Below are 16310 nucleotides of genomic sequence, written 5' to 3'. Positions count from 1 at the left end.
TATTAATTTAATAGTACTATATGTTAAGAGGAATCTCCAATTCGAGACTTGTTATTTAAAAATAAAATTATTGAAACATAGATATCTAACGTATTAAGCAGAACCAAAGATGGAATTTACAAGTTTACACTAACTGCCGAATGGATAGTTTTTTTATGTAACTATAGTGGCAGCATTCCTGTAATTAATAAAAACTAGCTTATGGTAGAAACGTGGCAGGTTAGCTAAAGAAGAATAATTCATCGAATAAATAATGATAATATATCTGATATTGTTGTTTAAAGAAATGAGGTGTTCCTCTTGGTGAAGCTATTTATAGTGACAGTTATATTAGTGCTTTTAGTTGCCCTAAAAATGCCCAGAAGAAGAACTAGGCACGAATTACTAGCTACAATACAGTTTGCATTATTAATGAATTTTGTAACTGATTTATATCTTGATTTAAAGTACAAACTGTATTGGTATTTTGATAAAGAACAAATAGAGTGGTCGTACCTAGCTGTAGCCCTAGGTGAGCTTGCTGTATTAGTAATTTTTTTTAATTATTTTCCCCTGAAATCAAATGCCATTAAGAAATTTATATATATCTTGGGATGGACATGCATTCTTGTACTGCTTGAGTTGTATGCAGTTTATATTAAAGTTTTACATTATGGTGAATGGAATATAATCTATTCGGCGGTGGTTTACTTTATTTCAATGTACATCCTTTATTTCATATTGGAATACACGGCGGATAGAAGAGAAACTCAGTAATAAAGTCGCAATTTCTTCTTAAATTAACTGGGGCATTAATCCAAGAAGGACTAATGTTCCTTTTTTGTTTTGGCACTAACGAGGGAGGATAGTGCAAGAAGGATAATTCAAAGTAACCTAGAATAAGTATTTAGATTGAAGGATTTAAAATATTAATAAAGGAAGTAGTCAAATGAATAACAGGGTTAAAGAAACTTGGAATCAATTTTGTATAGACACCCAAAAAGAAGGGGTTCAATATATAGATGCTTTCCAATTTGGTGCTTCTGCTGATTGGTTAGCAGAATTAGTTGTTAATGGAAAAAAGACAGCTACAACTTCCGGTTTCGTGTTTTATGAAAAGGAATAAGAAGATATTCCTAAAGTTGGTGAACATTATATTGTTGTAAATGGTAAGGAAAATCCAGTTGCTGTTATTGAAATTGAATCTGTTCAAATTGTTCCAATGAATGAGGTAACCGAGGAATTTGCTTTAGCCGAGGGTGAAGGTGATTATCAATTCTGGTGGGATGCTCACCGGAAGTTCTTTACAGAATTATTAAAAGAATATGATATAGCATTTACACCCAATATGTTAGTTGTGTGTGAACGATTTAAAAAAGTATATCCTAAATAAGCAAATCAAATGATAAAGAATAATAATAACATTTGATTTAATAGTTGTACCCTATTCCTAAAAACAAGTTGAATATAGCCAACTTGTTTTTTTATTTTAAAAGTTTATCATTCTTGTTATAAATATTTTTCTTGTACCACAAACAGGGAAGCATTCCTGTGAAAAATGAAAACATAGCTTATGGAAGAAACGTGGCAGCATTCCTGTAATAAATGAAAACTTGCTTATTGTAGAAACATGGCAGTTTTGTTGAAGGAGATTTATGATGACTAAAGATAAAACGGAGGGTCAAATGGATAATTATAAGTTTAATGAGTTTATTAAGATTGCAAAAATGCTAAATGATATTGAAATTATTCCCTTGTTAATGGGATCAGTAGGTTTAGAAGTCGTTACAAGAAAGAGTTGGGATGCAAAAGACTTAGATATACATGTACCAGGTGATAAAAGAGGGTGGGAAGTCCCACCCGAATTAAATATATATAAATGGAATAATATAGTTAACATTATGAATTCAATGGATTATAGCTTAATTGATTTGCATGAACATGAGTTTTCCAAAGAGGGATTATCAGTTGAATTTGGTATTATTGACACTTTACCAAGTTTCGCAGGAATACAATTAGAGGAGTTAGAAATGCAACAAATGGGAGAGATAAAATATTATTTACTAAATCATAATCAATACTTAAGTGTTTATGAATCTTCATTCAAGGATAGTTACCGAGCAGATAACAATAATAACAAAGATATTAAAAAAATAGATTTTTTAAAACAAATGATATTTGGAAACCAAAAATTATACTAAATCTAATGGAGTTAATCGGTGAGGCAGATTAGACGGCTCTTTTTTCTTATTTAACAAAGTGGTCACATTTTTGTTCTATGTGAATAGTGCTATGTCACAATCGTGGCAGTTTAGTTAAAGTGAAAACATTCACAATTTTAGTTCGTTGTTTTATGAGAAAATGGAGGTAGTGTAAAAAAGTAGTTTGGATTTTTGTGGTAAAATATTTAGTGAATGAAGCAATTATATATGAGGATTTCACGAATTGTTTGTAAACTTCCTTGTAAGTAAAGGCGGCTTTTCTTTGGCTAGTTAAGGAGGGGGCATTTAGTGTGAAACCTCTAAAAGAATCTGTAATAGTTAGTTTATTTGTAGTTATTGTTTTATAGAGAAACCAATAGACTGTTTAATTGTAAATGCTCTATTGATTGTATTGTATTTTATTCTTAAATTAAGGAGTTTTTAAATTTATGAGGTTAGATATCAGTTATTTTCCCAAGCACTACTATAATTCTAATCCTGATTTAGGTGGTTTGTTCCCTTTTGGATATAAGGGAACTCCATTACATGTTTTTTCATTCAGTAATCTTTATCTTCCTAAAATTAATAATGATTTCATACCTATATTAATGGGAAATATTAATGCATATCCGATCTATTTCTGTGCACAGATTACTTCAGATCGTAAAAAAGAATTTGAAAAGATATGTCATACTGAAAAAGTAAGCTATGAATATATAAATAATAATATAAAATTTGTAGTAACAAAGGTGGTTAGTGAAAGTCAACTTCGTGCGCTTTACCCATTTTACGTAACTACTGGATGTATAAATAATTTAGTACTATGGTCATTGGGGAAAAATGTATTTAGTTTAGAAGTTTGTAAATGGGTTGGAACATGGGAAGGTTACGAGGAAACAGTTGTGGTAGAGTTTGATTATAATACTAGTGTGTTTTGGATTGGTTATGATGGTGACAGTATAGTTGGGCTTTCGAATAATCCTCAATTTTCTACATATAAAAATATTTGTTCGTTATTACCTGACTTTGTGAACCCTTCAGAGGGTGAACTAGAGTAAATATAGAGTGAAGCGAATTTAAATAACCTAAGTAAACCAACCTTGTGAAGAATTACACTTAAACAATAGGGAGCATTAATTCAAGAAAGACTAATGTTCCTATTTTGTTTTGGCACTAACATGGCAGTATAGTGTAAGTGCATTACTTCACAATTTGTTAAATGGCACTTTAATAACTATTTACAAGCATTGTCGGAATCAAAACGTAATCCCAGAAAGAAACAGTGGTTGGTGGCTACGGTAATGCATATAAAGTTATTGATCAAGTTGTTCTTTTCTATTCTTAAGTAGCAAAGATTCAAGACATATCACTGGACAAACTTTTTATGTAGATGTGGAGCAATGATTAATGCTTAGCAAACTAATGACATTTAATTCACTGTATATAAAAAAACTCTACTTTTATTTGTAGAGTTTTTTTATATTTACTAGCTTTTATTATCCCGTTGGGAAAAAGCTGTTTATTAAACCGTAAGTGTAAATTACCCTTTTGGGCATACATACAAGTGTAAGCTATATTATATTAATAACAAAGGATGTGAATTTATAAATATGCCTATCAATTCAACGCTGAAAGAAAAAGAATACAATAATATGATTGCTGTAAGGATTCCAGGAGTTATCTGGATAATAGTTGCGTATTCAATCTCAATGTTCCTCTTAACGCATAATAACGGGCCATTAAGTCAATATATTATATTCACTATTCTACTTTTAGGTTTTACATTATTATTCTGGCATTCAAACTTGTTCTTGCCAAAAAGGTATTGGTTATACTTTTTATTACAATCTTTAATTGTATATACTAGTGCGTTTATTATGCAAGATATTCCTACCGTAAGTATTACACTTTTCCCATTACTAATTGGTCAAGTAATTGGAACAACAGGGCGTAAAAAAGTATACCTTTATATAATTATCAGTATGCTCTTTGCTCTTAATACCGTAGTACTTGTATCATCTGATTTTTTTGAAGCATATTTGCTAATATCTATACCGGCAATGATTGTTTGCATTGCTTACGCAGCTATATTTTTCAAACAGGTAAATTCCAGAATTCGAACGCAATATATACTAGAAGAGCTTGAATTTGCTCATCAACAGGTAGAGAGGCTCACCTTACAAAATGAACGCCAACGTATAGCTAGAGATTTGCATGATACACTTGCTCAGGGGTTAGCCGGTCTAAAAATGCAATTAGAAGCTACCAATGCACATTTAAACAAAGAAAATTATCATAGGGCCCATGACATTGTAAAACAATCAATGGAGAGAGTCAGTGAAACTTTGGCTGAAGCAAGACTTGCAATCGATAATCTACGGCTGTATTCAAAGGAGGAGTATGATTTTCAACAGTCTATTCTAGATGAAGTTCATAATTTTACAATTGCAACGGGCTTAGACTGTAAATTAAATTACAAAGTTGCACAACAACTACCAAATACTATATGTGAACATACTTTACGAATTATTAAGGAATGTTTATCAAATACAGCTAGACATGCAAAAGCAAAGAAAGTGTGGTTAACACTGGCAGTGAAAGATAATCAGTTATTTTTACTGGCTATTGATGATGGAGTTGGATTTAGCATACAGGAAAAAGTAAAACAGGTTGGGCATTACGGTTTACTTGGAATTCAAGAAAGAGTAAGAATTCTAGGAGGAGAACTATCCATTGATAGTAAACCACAAGAGGGAACAATAATAAAAATTTATATTCCGCTGAAAGGGGGAGAATAAATGGTATATAAAGTGCTAATTGTGGATGATCACCTTATGGTTAGAGAGGGTTTGAAATTATTAGTTGAAACTAGTGATAGGTATTCAATTATTGGAGAAGCACAAAATGGAAAAGAAGCTATAACACTTACGGAGAGATTAAATCCTGATGTTATATTAATGGATTTGTATATGCCAATTATGAGTGGATTGGAAGCAATCAAACAAATAAAACGAGTTAAATCTAATATACCAATTGTAATTCTTACCACCTATAATGAGGATAAACTAATGGCAGAGGGAATCAAGGCAGGGGCTCAAGGATATTTATTAAAAGATACAAGTTTAGAAAATTTGTTTCAAACAATGGATTCTGTTATACAAGGCGAGACAACATTACAACCAGAAATTGTTGCAAGGATAAAAAAATATGAGTCTGCTGAAAAAATAAAGCCAAAAGTTAAATTAACAAATAAGGAGCTTACAATCTTACAAGCAGTTTCTCAGGGGTTTACCAGTAAAGAGATAGCAAACGATATTGGGATTGCAGAGCGAACGGTTAAAGCAAGATTAACAAGCATATATAATAAGTTAGGTGTGGATACAAGAGCTGAAGCCGTAGCAGTTGCTATTAATGAAGGTTTTATCCATATATAAATTAACCAAAAGGACTAGTAATAATTTTTTTTATAATGGAGTGCCCTCTTTTTAAAGGAGGGCACTTTTAATTATGATCGTTAATTTTATATAAACAGTAAATTCATTTAAATAAAGTAAAGTAGTTGCCCATTCGGGCATAAGGGGAGAGCTATTTAATAATAGAATAATGTTAAAGGTGGTGAGGCCAATATGGTGAATTGCTATCCGTATATTAAGTGGAAAAGACTACATCTAACTTAGTGCGAGTTTCATATGAAGCATTATCGTTGGATTTAAGCAAAATAATAAATGGTCACAAAATAGTGGTATTGAAGGGAGTTTAGTATGGCAAAATATCTTTATAAATTAGGTAAATGGGCAGCTAATCATAAAAAGAGAGTTATATTTGGTACGATTGGTATTCTTATTATCATCGCAGTTACAGCATTAAGTTTAGGTCCATCTTTTAGTGATGAAATGTCTATACCAGGTACAGAATCTGCCAAAGCAGGAGAGGTATTGAATAAAGAATTTAGTTCCTCAGATGAACCAGCACCTGGTACAGTAAATCTCGTTATGAAAGCACCAAAAAATAAAACCTTAGAATCAGAAGAAGTTGTAGAGGCAATTAATCAGACACTTAATGAGATAAAGAAAGATAAATCCGTTGTTTCAGTTGCTACTCCCATGGAGTTAGGAAATTTAAATGAAAATAAAGAAATTGGATTTGCAACAGTTACTTATGATGTCCCAGCAAATAAAGTAACAGAGAAGTCAAAAGATATCATTCTAGATAGTATTGAGAAAACGAGAGATGAAGGTGTTCAAACAGAACTTGCAGGATCTGTTGCCTTTTCTGAGCTTGAAATTGGTGGTATATCAGAAGTTATTGGGGTAGTGGTTGCCTTTATTATTCTCGCATTAACTTTTACATCCTTTTTGGCTGCAGGTATGCCAATCATTACAGCAGTAGTAGGTTTAGGTATGGGGATTTTAGTTATTCTCATCGGAACTAATTACTTTGATATTCCTACATTTGCCCTTTCATTAGCAGCTATGTTAGGCCTTGCTGTTGGTATTGATTATACACTGTTTATCATGTCCAGATTCAGACAAGAACTTTTAAAAGGACATAGTGTAAATGAAGCGATAGCAATTGCAACCGGAACTGCAGGTAGTGCAGTGGTGTTTGCGGGTATAACAGTGATTGTTGCTTTGTTAGGTTTGGGAGTTGCAAAAATCCCATTTTTAACAATGATGGGAATTTCTGCAGCAGTATGTGTTTTATTTGCAATAATAGTAGCGGTGACTTTTGTACCAGCTATTTTAGCTATATTTGGTCATAAAATTGGCCCTGCTAAGAAAAATAGGTTCATGGGAAGATTCACTTCTAAAAAGAATACAAATGAATCAAATAAATGGGGTAATTTTGTTACAAAAAGACCTTGGACAGTAACGATTTTAGGAGTATTACTTCTTGTAGTAATTAGTGTCCCATTCTTTCATATGCAACTTGGACTTCCTGACAATGGAACAAAATCAGATGAAACAACAGAGAGAAGAGCATATGATTTATTGAGTGAGGCATATGGTCCAGGTTACCATTCCTCGTTAGTAGTATTAGCGAATACTGACAATAGCGAAGGAGATATACAACAGAATATTAGCAAAGTTACTGGAGAATTGGAAAAATTAGAAAATGTAAAAAGTGTTGGACCACCAATTCCAAATAAATCAGGTGACGTCTTCATGATTTCTATCACTCCTGAAACTGGCCCCAATGATTTAGAAACGAACGAATTGGTACATTCTATTAGAAATTTATCAGATAATAATAATGAAGATATAGAATTGCTGGTTACTGGTTCAACTGCTGTTAATATAGATATTTCTGAGAAACTGAACGATGCAATGCCGCTATTTGCTTCCCTTATTGTAGGTTTTGCGTTTGTTCTATTAGTTATTGTATTTAGATCAATCCTTGTTCCATTAAAAGCTGTTTTAGGTTTCTTGCTATCACTTGGAGCAACACTAGGATTTGTTGTATTTGTTATCCAAGACGGTAATCTCATAAACTTATTCGGATTTCCAACAGCAAGCCCTGTCTTAGCCTTTTTACCCGTTATTGTAATAGGTATATTATTTGGCTTAGCAATGGATTATGAGGTTTTCTTAGTCAGCAGAATGCGTGAAGAATTTACACACTCTAAGGATGCAAAAAAAGCTATACTAGCTGGTCTAAAAGATAGTGGGGGAGTAGTAACTGCTGCAGGTTTAATTATGGTGGCTGTGTTTGCCGGATTCATGCTAGCACCTGATCCTATAATAAAATCTATGGGGTTCGCATTAACCTTCGGTATTCTATTTGATGCCTTCGTTGTGAGAATGGCAATAGTCCCAGCTGTAATGACTTTAATGGGGAAAGCAGCATGGTATTTACCTGAGTGGTTAAATAAAATCTTACCAAATATTGATGTGGAAGGTACTAGTATACAAACAGAGGTTAAAAAAAGAAAAACAAACCATAATGAAAAAATGAAGTTTGTTGAAAAAACACAAAAGTAATAATGTGATGGCAAAATAATTAGTTTAAATAATACTAGAAATGACCCGATAAAACTTATCGGGTCATTTTCTATTCATAGTTTTGAATTTCTTCATCGTACTTTTCCCAAATTAATTTATAAGGAGACCAAAGAGAACTGAATGATAGTATTTAATTAGATAAAACGAGACTAAACCTATGTAATATTTTCATGGTCAGCATTCCTGTAAAAAATGAACTGTAAAAGGGTTCACTTTGTGAAGAAATGTACTTAAGCTATTGGAGGCGATAGTTAAACAAGACATAGTTAAAATACCTCCACTCAAAAGTGAAGGTATTAAATACTCAAATGTTCTTCAAAATATTTGAGTTTTTCTATGAATGCGATGCGCTATTCTTACGAGACAGTCTCTTTTCGAGATAGCGTGCTGTTGTTCGGTAACTAGAGTGTCCCAAACTAGGACTAATCGACTCCAATGTTAAGTTAAGCGATTGAGGGTTTTCTTTTGAAAACAGAAATAATTATTATCAAATGGGCTGCCCTTGGGCAGCTTTTTTTATGTGTGTAAAGGTATTTCAAAAGGATAAAATGCTAGTTTACAGGTTCGGTTTTACTATTTTGGAAAAATATAAAGGGGCAAAATAATGCCTTTTTTATGGTTGCTTCAAGCCTTCCAAAATAAAAGGCTATAAAAATACTCTGTTATATTTTCTAACAAAATGATTGTATTTTAAAAGTAACCGTGTATCTTGAAATATTGACGAATGGTAATCGTTTTAGGAGCGAAGAATCTAAATATAGAGAAGGGATGGGTTTTTAAAATGTTAGAAGGACTGAACACAATCCTTGGTAAATGGATGCCGATATTAACACCTATTAGTGTGTTGATTGGAGTTTTGGCCTCTGTATACTTGCAGCCATTAGCCTTTTTAGTGCCTTGGATATTTGCTTTTATGACTTTTGCTGGGAGCCTAAATTCCAGCTTTCAATCATTTAAGCATACTGTTTCCCACCCATTGCCGATTTTATTGGCTTTATTAATATTACATCTTGTCATTCCAGTATGGGCTTGGGGGATTGGAAACCTATTTTTCCATAATGATCCGCTGATTATAACAGGACTTATTTTGGCAGTATCCATTCCAACAGGAATTACAAGTATTATATGGGTGACGATGTACAATGGCAGTAATCCGTTAGCAATTTCCATTATTCTTATTGATACAATACTTTCTCCCCTGATTGTGCCTGCAACCATGTCATTGCTTGTAGGTGAAACAGTGGCTATGAATGGATATGACTTAATGCAAGGCTTATTTATCATGGTGGTAATTCCGTCTATACTTGGCATGACATTCAATCGCTTTATGAAGCCTGCATCGATGAAAAAAATGAGCAGAATTATCTCACCATTTTCAAAGCTAAGCTTGCCAATCGTCATTGCCATTAACAGCTCAGCAATTGCCCCTTATGTGAGAAGCATTGATGTTGAATTTTTGAAGATTACGATCGCGATGCTGTTTATTGCCATTTGCGGTTATTTATTTTCATGGCTTATTGGCTTTATTTACAAAAGAGAGAAATCGGAAATTGTTTCACTCGTATTTACAGGCGGGATGAGAAATATAAGTGCAGGTGCCGTTTTGGCTGTCAGCTTTTTTCCGGCAAAGGTTGCTATGCCTGTTATCGTTTGTATGCTGTTTCAGCAGCTGTTGGCAGCAACTGTTGGTCATGCATTATCTAATTACTACATAAAAAAAGAAAGCATATCACTTTAACAGAAAAAGCCATTCTTTCCTACAAAGGAAGGGTGGGTTTTTTAGTATAGAAAATTAAGAAAATTAAAAATACTGTAATATAATCTGACAAGTTCGCAGACAAATAAAAATCACTCCATTATAGTGTTAGTAACAAAGATGATAAATGATAATCAATTATCAATTATTGATAATCAAAGAAGAGGGATGTCCGTGAGTGCAGAAAAGACATTAGCAATCTTAGATTTATTCCATTTCGAAAGACGGACATTGACGGTTTTGGAAATAGCAGAAATGCTTGAACAGCCGCAAAGCTCTGTGTACAGACATTTACGTGTCTTGAAGGAGAAGGAATATATCATGGAAACCACAGACGGTCAATACAGGCTGGGGTACAGATTCTTAAAGATGGCTCGTATTGTCCGAAGTGACAATCGGTTAATGCAAGTAGCAAGGCCGGAAATGGAAAGCTTGATGGAGGCAACGAAAGAAACGATTATTTTATCAGTTAGATCGAATTATCATGCTGTTTGCCTTGATGCAATCCAGTCAAATCGTTCGATTAACGTTACGTCAGAACAGGGAGGAATCATGCCGCTCCATTGTGGAGCTTCTTCTAAGGTTTTGCTTGCATGGATGGATGAGGTTTTCGTAGATTCTTTATTTGAATTAGGTTATATCAAAAAATATCTCCCAAATAGCCTTTATAAAAAAGACGATCTTATCAACAATCTGCAATCAATTAGAGAAGAGGGATATGCCTTTTCAGATGAAGAAATTGACAAAGGGGTAGTGGCTTATGGAATACCGATTCGTGATTTTAATGAAAAGGTTGTTGCCTCTTTAAGTGTTGCAGGGCCGAGAGAAAGAATGCTGTTACAGGACAAGGAATTTTTTATTGACCATTTAAAGAAGACTGGGAAAAGAATCGAACTATATTTATAGAGAAGGGATTGGATAAAATGAGCAAACAATACGATAAGGTAATCAGAGGACAACTAGTACTTGAAACAGAGGTCGTTCAAGGGGAAATTGGGATACTAAATGGGAAAATAGCAGAAATACATACAGGAAGTCCACAATTATTAGGCACAATGGTAGAGGATTATGGCGATCAATATATATTTCCCGGCATGATTGATGTACATGTGCATTGCTACAGCAATACGGAAGAGGGCTTTATTCCAACAAGCAAAGCTGCTGCAGTTGGCGGTGTCACAACATTTATGGATATGCCTTATGATGTGCCAAACCCAATAAGTAATCTAGCTATCTTTGAAGAAAAAGTGGCGAAGCTTGAAAGAGAGGCTGTTGTTGATATCGGTTTATGGGCTACGATTTCCAAACGAAATGGAATCAGTCAAATTCAGCCTTTAGCAGAAGCAGGGGCAATGGCGTTTAAGATGTCAACATTTGAGACAGATGAACATCGCTTCCCAAGAATACCAGACCCAGAAATTATTAAAGCAATGGAAGCTTTAAAAGCAACAGGACTAAGAGCGGCTTTTCACTCTGAGAACGATGATATTATCTATGACATGATTGAGGAATATAAGAGCGAAAATAAAGTATATCCAGCTGCTCATATGGAAACAAGACCGCCAGTATCAGAAACAAGTGCTGTTTTAAAATTGCTTGAGTTTGCATATTGGACTGGTGCAAAGCTTCATATCGTACACGTATCACATCCTCGAACGTTTGAGCTTATCAATATTTATAAAGGCTTCGGAGTAGAAGTTACCTCTGAAACTTGCTACCCTTATTTGCTTCTTAATGTCGATGACCTTGAAAAACACGGTCCTAAGGCGAAAAACAATCCGCCATTGCGTAAACCAGAGGAACAGCAAGGATTATGGCAACATTTGCATGCGGGAAATATTGAGATGATTTCTTCCGATCATGCACCATGGCCGAAAGAAACAAAAGATAAAGGAAATGAAAATATCTTTTTAGCCACTTCTGGAATGCCGGGCGTGGAAGTAATGGTTCCGTTAATGTTTAATAGCACTGTTGCGAAGGGCAAGCTGACACCTGTTGAATTTGCGCAAATGATGTCCACACAGCCAGCTGACGTATTTCAAATTCCTAATAAAGGAAGAATAAAACATGGATTTGATGCTGACTTTACCATTATAGATTCAAAACAAACCTTCACTATTAATCAAGAACAATTTAAATCAACAGCTAAATTAAGCCCGTTCCACGGCCAACAAGGTAAAGGGAAAATTGTGCAGACAATCGTTAGAGGAAATACAGTTTACGATGGTCAGCAAGTAGTAGCTGAACCAGGGTATGGCACATTCATTCCAGGATCCGCACGTAAGGAGGTCAGTGAAGTTGTCCTTTAAGAGTTTAATAGATTCCTTGGAGATTATTTTAAGTAAACAATGGGAGGATCTAACGGAAAGTACGATAGAACGAACTAAATGGATCATACTTGATACAGCAGTGGCAGCTTGGGATGGGATGAGAAACGAAGAGCTGGCAGCTTACCTGGCAGATGCGGCAAGTGAAGAGAAGAATATGTTTCATCCGATACCTATAATCGGAACAGGTTTTTATGCCTCTGGAGCAGACAGCTTAATGCTTCACGGTACAGCAGTTGTATCCAATGAATTAGATGAAGGTAATCAATTTGCAAAAGGGCATCCAGCAGCACATATTTTTCCATCCGCTTATCTAGCAGCGATTGAAAATAATTCTTCAGGTCAAGAGCTTATTAGAGCAGTTGTATTAGCTTATGAGATTTCTGCCCGCTTTGCTTATGCTTGTAACATGAATGATGATATGCACCCACATGGAACTTGGGGCACGATTGGCGGAGCGGTAGCTGCTGGCATTTTAAAAAGAAAAAGCACAGAAGAGCTGATAAATATTGTTCTTCTTGCTGCTTCGCTTCCTTTAGCAACAAGCTGGGAAGCGGCCGTTACTGGCCAAACAGCAAGAAACCTTTATACTGGCATATCTTCACAAATTGGTTACCATGTGCCAAGTCTCCAGCAATACGGGTTTAAAAGCAGTCTTCATGTTGTGGAGCATATCTGGGGAACTTTAATATCAGATAAAGTCAATGCTGATGTATTTACAAAAGAATTATGGGCGCCTCCGTTAGTTGAGAAGAGTTTCTTCAAATACTATCCGACGTGCCGATTCACTCATTCTTCTATAGATGCTTTATTTAAACTAACAAAAGGAAATGAGATCGATGTCACAACAATTAAAAGTATAAAAGTAGAAACCTATCAGCTTGCTGCCCGGCTTGTTACTGATAAACCAGAGAATAAATTATCGGCGAAATTTGCAATTCCCTTTTTATTGGCGAATATTCTCCTTAAAAAAAACTTATATAGCTGTTTTGGAAAAGATGCTTTGAAGGATAAGCATGTATTGGCTTTAGCCAGCAAGATTACAGTGGAAGAAAATGAAGAAATGACAAAGGCACTGCCAGAGGAAAGGGCTGCTAGAATTACGATTACTTTAAAGGACGGTACGATATTGCAGGATGAAGTTAAGGATGCTACTGGAAGCTATAAGGAGCCATTATCAATCCCAATACTGACTGATAAATACGAAAATATGCTTGGGAATAAAGAGCTTGTTGCCAAGCTGATTGCAGAGACAAACCGATTAGAGGAAGTAGAGGATATAACCAAATGGGTGACTCATTTCCATGGTAAGGGAGACTCTGTTTATGAAACAGTTAGCTATTAATATCGAAAGAGTTAAGCAGCATTTTAGTGAGCTTGCCATAATAAATAGTGGTACAAAAGGGTATACACGTACTGCTTTCTCAGATGAGGAAATGCAGGCGAAAAATTGGTTAATGGAAAAGCTTAAAAAGCTCGGCATTTCCTTCTATATGGATGGTGCCAAAAATGTGATCGCAAGGTACGGAGTTCAGGACAAACCTTGTATTGCAATTGGATCCCATCTTGATACTGTCGTTGAAGGAGGTTTGTTTGACGGGGCGCTTGGGGTAATTGGCGGCTTGGAGGTTCTTGAAGTACTCGCTGAAAATAAAGTCGAGCCTTCTGTACCAATTGAGCTTATCTGTTTCACCGGTGAAGAAGCAAACCCACTCGGCGGAACGTTTGGAAGCAGGGTAATGGCAGGCCAGGTGCAAAGAGATGATAGCTATGACTTACTGCTTCGTAAAGCAGATATTGACTGCGAGCTTTTGTTAGAAGCAGCTCGCCCAAAAGAGGCTTTTTTAAACTATATAGAGCTGCATATTGAGCAGGGCGAAGTCTTGGAGTCCAATCAAAAATCGATTGGAATTGTTACCTCGATTGCGGGAATGATTCGGTTTGAAGTGAAAATAGCAGGAAGAGCAAGCCATTCAGGCACAACACCAATGCATATGAGAAGTGATGCTCTCGTGCATGCTGCAAGCCTTATAACAGAAGTAAACAGCATTGCTAAAAGAAAAGGAGACAATATTGTTGCAACAGTCGGCGAAATTAGTATTTTTCCTAATATGGCCAATGTCGTTCCAGGAGAAGCAAGGCTGTTACTTGAAGTTCGCGGCAGTATGCTCGAAAAGATGCGTGAAGTTAAAGAAGAAATAGTAGAGTGGATTAGCAATAATATCCCAAATACAGACATTCGTCTTCTTGTAGAGAAATATCCAAGAGAAATGGATAAAGGTATTCAAATGGAAATAGAAGAGGCATCTAAAAAACTAGAATACTCTTATCGTTATATGTTAAGTGGCGCAAATCATGATGCTAATTCAATGAGTACATTAACAGATGCTGGCATGATTTTTGTACCGAGCAGCAATGGAATCAGTCATCATCCAGACGAATTTACGAGTTGGGATGACATAGAAAAAGGGATAAACACATTACTCGCGACTACTTGTCAATTGGCAGAAAAAAAACAGGGGGTTCATAATGTTTAAATTCGGAAATATCAAAATATTAACATTGGCAACAGTCATAAGTGCGTCAGCAATATTAGCTGCTTGTGGAAAAGAAACGTCAGGGAGTGCAGAAAATGCATTAGATGAGGTGAAAAACCGCGGCGAGCTTATCATCGGAACAACAGGAGATTATCGTCCCTTCAGCTATTTGGATGAAGGCAATGAATTAACAGGCTATGACGTTGACTGGGCTAAGGCAATCGCTGACAAAATGGGCGTAGAAGCCAAATTCGAGACAGGTGAATTTTCTGGTTTAATTCCAGGATTATCGCAAGGAAGATTTGATGTTGTTATGTCCAGTGTCCATATTAACGATGAACGAAAAAAATCGGTTGATTTCTCTGATGCCTATGCAATGGATGGAGCAGTCGCAATTATTAAAAAGGGAGAGAAGTCTCTTGATGGTCCTGAAGATATCAGTGGACTAACAGTAGGTGTTAACTCTGGATCGAACTGGGAAGAGCTTGTCCAAAGCATTGGCGGATATAAAGAGATAAAAACATATCCTGGGCCAACGGAAAGTATTTCTGACCTTTTGAATGATCGTATTGATGTAGTCGTTATGGGAGAGGCAGCAGCAGGATCTTATATTTTAAACTCTCCAGACGGCGATAAAATCGAAATATCAGGAGAGCCTCTTAACCAAGGTGAATCAAGTATTATTTCTATTGCTATCAAAAAGGATAGCCCAGAATTAACAGAGGCCTTGAATGAAGCAATTTCAGAAGTGAAGGAGGACGGCACATACGACGAACTTGCACAAAAATACTTTGGCATGACATTCAGTGATTCAGACAACTAAAAGTATAGAAGGGAAGATTCCTAATGAATACTAGCATTATCACAAATGGTCTTCCCCTGCTCCTGCAGGGGGCTGGCATTACGTTATTAATTACAGTTGTTTCACTAATACTTGGCACAATTGTCGGCTACTTTTTTTGCTTGATGAGAATGTCACATAATAAGATTATTTCAGGGATTGCGTTTATTTATATTTGGATTTTCAGGGGAATTCCTTTATTAATTCTGTTGTTCCTCCTATATTACGCTACACCATTTGGTATAAGGCTAACAGCTATTCAAGCAGCGCTTATTGCACTAACTTTAAATTCAGCTGCCTACAATGCAGAATACATCCGGTCAGGGATGCTGGCAGTGAAGAAAGGTCAAATAGAAGCAGCAGAGGCTATCGGTCTTACACCATTTCAAGTAATGATGCGGATAAGAATTCCACAGGTGATTCGAATTATTATCCCTCCATATATAAGTAATGCGACAAGCTTTTTGAAGCAAACTGCTCAAGTGTCGGTTATTACTGTACCAGACCTTATGATGAATGCGAAAAACCTTTATGCAAGCACTTATTCACCAATGGAAACACTTGGTGCAGCAGCGGTTCTATACTTAATCATGACGTCCTTATTAATGATTCTACAATCTTGGTCAGAGAAGAAGCTAAAAATATCACAAAATAATAGTTGATAAAG

General features: G+C 35.4%; 15 protein-coding genes. All 15 read left to right on the top strand.

Annotated elements, in window-relative coordinates; translation table 11 throughout:
* Positions 1-303 precede the first annotated feature (303 nt).
* The 15 genes from MKX82_RS26790 (at position 304) to MKX82_RS26720 (ending at position 16305) form a co-directional block, all read left to right on the top strand.
* Positions 304-756: a CBO0543 family protein gene (locus MKX82_RS26790; protein WP_248574499.1), complete on the top strand. Its 453-nt coding sequence runs from the start codon at positions 304-306 to the stop codon at positions 754-756.
* A 172-nt stretch (positions 757-928) separates the two neighbouring features.
* On the top strand, positions 929-1105 hold the full coding sequence (locus MKX82_RS26785; RefSeq protein WP_341081420.1) for a hypothetical protein: 177 nt from the start codon (positions 929-931) through the stop codon (positions 1103-1105).
* A 6-nt stretch (positions 1106-1111) separates the two neighbouring features.
* Positions 1112-1372 (top strand): ASCH domain-containing protein, encoded by a 261-nt coding sequence (locus MKX82_RS26780; RefSeq protein ID WP_341081663.1) that lies wholly within the window; start codon positions 1112-1114, stop codon positions 1370-1372.
* A 292-nt stretch (positions 1373-1664) separates the two neighbouring features.
* Complete coding sequence (locus MKX82_RS26775) at positions 1665-2180, top strand: phosphoribosylanthranilate isomerase (protein ID WP_341081661.1); 516 nt, start codon at positions 1665-1667, stop codon at positions 2178-2180.
* A 449-nt stretch (positions 2181-2629) separates the two neighbouring features.
* Positions 2630-3238, top strand: a complete 609-nt coding sequence (locus MKX82_RS26770; RefSeq protein WP_341081418.1) for a hypothetical protein — start codon at positions 2630-2632, stop codon at positions 3236-3238.
* 552 nt (positions 3239-3790) lie between these two features.
* Positions 3791-4978 (top strand): sensor histidine kinase, encoded by a 1188-nt coding sequence (locus MKX82_RS26765; RefSeq protein ID WP_341081416.1) that lies wholly within the window; start codon positions 3791-3793, stop codon positions 4976-4978.
* On the top strand, positions 4979-5614 hold the full coding sequence (locus MKX82_RS26760; RefSeq protein WP_341081413.1) for a response regulator transcription factor: 636 nt from the start codon (positions 4979-4981) through the stop codon (positions 5612-5614).
* Positions 5615-5941: 327 nt separating this feature from the next.
* Positions 5942-8161, top strand: a complete 2220-nt coding sequence (locus tag MKX82_RS26755) for an MMPL family transporter (RefSeq protein ID WP_341081410.1) — start codon at positions 5942-5944, stop codon at positions 8159-8161.
* Between the two features lie 802 nt (positions 8162-8963).
* Positions 8964-9920: a bile acid:sodium symporter family protein gene (locus MKX82_RS26750; protein ID WP_341081408.1), complete on the top strand. Its 957-nt coding sequence runs from the start codon at positions 8964-8966 to the stop codon at positions 9918-9920.
* Positions 9921-10043: 123 nt separating this feature from the next.
* Positions 10044-10844 carry an IclR family transcriptional regulator gene (locus MKX82_RS26745; RefSeq protein WP_341081405.1) on the top strand — a complete coding sequence of 267 codons (801 nt, stop codon included), beginning with the start codon at positions 10044-10046 and terminating at the stop codon, positions 10842-10844.
* 17 nt (positions 10845-10861) lie between these two features.
* Positions 10862-12247, top strand: a complete 1386-nt coding sequence (locus MKX82_RS26740; RefSeq protein ID WP_341081403.1) for a dihydroorotase — start codon at positions 10862-10864, stop codon at positions 12245-12247.
* Positions 12237-13610, top strand: coding sequence for an MmgE/PrpD family protein (locus MKX82_RS26735; RefSeq protein ID WP_341081400.1), 1374 nt, complete (start codon positions 12237-12239; stop codon positions 13608-13610). Before MKX82_RS26740 ends, MKX82_RS26735 begins: the two co-directional genes overlap by 11 nt.
* Positions 13591-14802: a Zn-dependent hydrolase gene (locus tag MKX82_RS26730; protein ID WP_341081399.1), complete on the top strand. Its 1212-nt coding sequence runs from the start codon at positions 13591-13593 to the stop codon at positions 14800-14802. Before MKX82_RS26735 ends, MKX82_RS26730 begins: the two co-directional genes overlap by 20 nt.
* Entirely contained in the window at positions 14795-15625 is an 831-nt protein-coding gene (locus tag MKX82_RS26725) for a substrate-binding periplasmic protein (RefSeq protein WP_341081397.1), read from the top strand. Before MKX82_RS26730 ends, MKX82_RS26725 begins: the two co-directional genes overlap by 8 nt.
* Before the next feature lie 23 nt (positions 15626-15648).
* A complete protein-coding gene (locus tag MKX82_RS26720; RefSeq protein ID WP_341081395.1) occupies positions 15649-16305 on the top strand; it encodes an amino acid ABC transporter permease in 657 nt (218 codons plus the stop codon).
* The last annotated feature ends 5 nt before the right edge of the window (positions 16306-16310 follow it).

The organism is Niallia sp. FSL R7-0271, assembly GCF_038005785.1.
Lineage (GTDB): Bacteria > Bacillota > Bacilli > Bacillales > Cytobacillaceae > Niallia.
The sequence above is the reverse complement of the archived record's forward strand: the minus strand, read 5'-3'. Positions and strand labels throughout refer to the sequence as shown.

Coding starts and splice junctions, on each gene's coding strand:
- MKX82_RS26775 (WP_341081661.1), top strand. CDS start 1,665: ATGGATAATTATAAGTTTAATGAGTTTATTAAGATTGCAAAAATGCTA.
- MKX82_RS26785 (WP_341081420.1), top strand. CDS start 929: ATGAATAACAGGGTTAAAGAAACTTGGAATCAATTTTGTATAGACACC.
- MKX82_RS26730 (WP_341081399.1), top strand. CDS start 13,591: ATGAAACAGTTAGCTATTAATATCGAAAGAGTTAAGCAGCATTTTAGT.
- MKX82_RS26770 (WP_341081418.1), top strand. CDS start 2,630: ATGAGGTTAGATATCAGTTATTTTCCCAAGCACTACTATAATTCTAAT.
- MKX82_RS26765 (WP_341081416.1), top strand. CDS start 3,791: ATGCCTATCAATTCAACGCTGAAAGAAAAAGAATACAATAATATGATT.
- MKX82_RS26755 (WP_341081410.1), top strand. CDS start 5,942: ATGGCAAAATATCTTTATAAATTAGGTAAATGGGCAGCTAATCATAAA.
- MKX82_RS26750 (WP_341081408.1), top strand. CDS start 8,964: ATGTTAGAAGGACTGAACACAATCCTTGGTAAATGGATGCCGATATTA.
- MKX82_RS26740 (WP_341081403.1), top strand. CDS start 10,862: ATGAGCAAACAATACGATAAGGTAATCAGAGGACAACTAGTACTTGAA.
- MKX82_RS26720 (WP_341081395.1), top strand. CDS start 15,649: ATGAATACTAGCATTATCACAAATGGTCTTCCCCTGCTCCTGCAGGGG.
- MKX82_RS26725 (WP_341081397.1), top strand. CDS start 14,795: ATGTTTAAATTCGGAAATATCAAAATATTAACATTGGCAACAGTCATA.
- MKX82_RS26760 (WP_341081413.1), top strand. CDS start 4,979: ATGGTATATAAAGTGCTAATTGTGGATGATCACCTTATGGTTAGAGAG.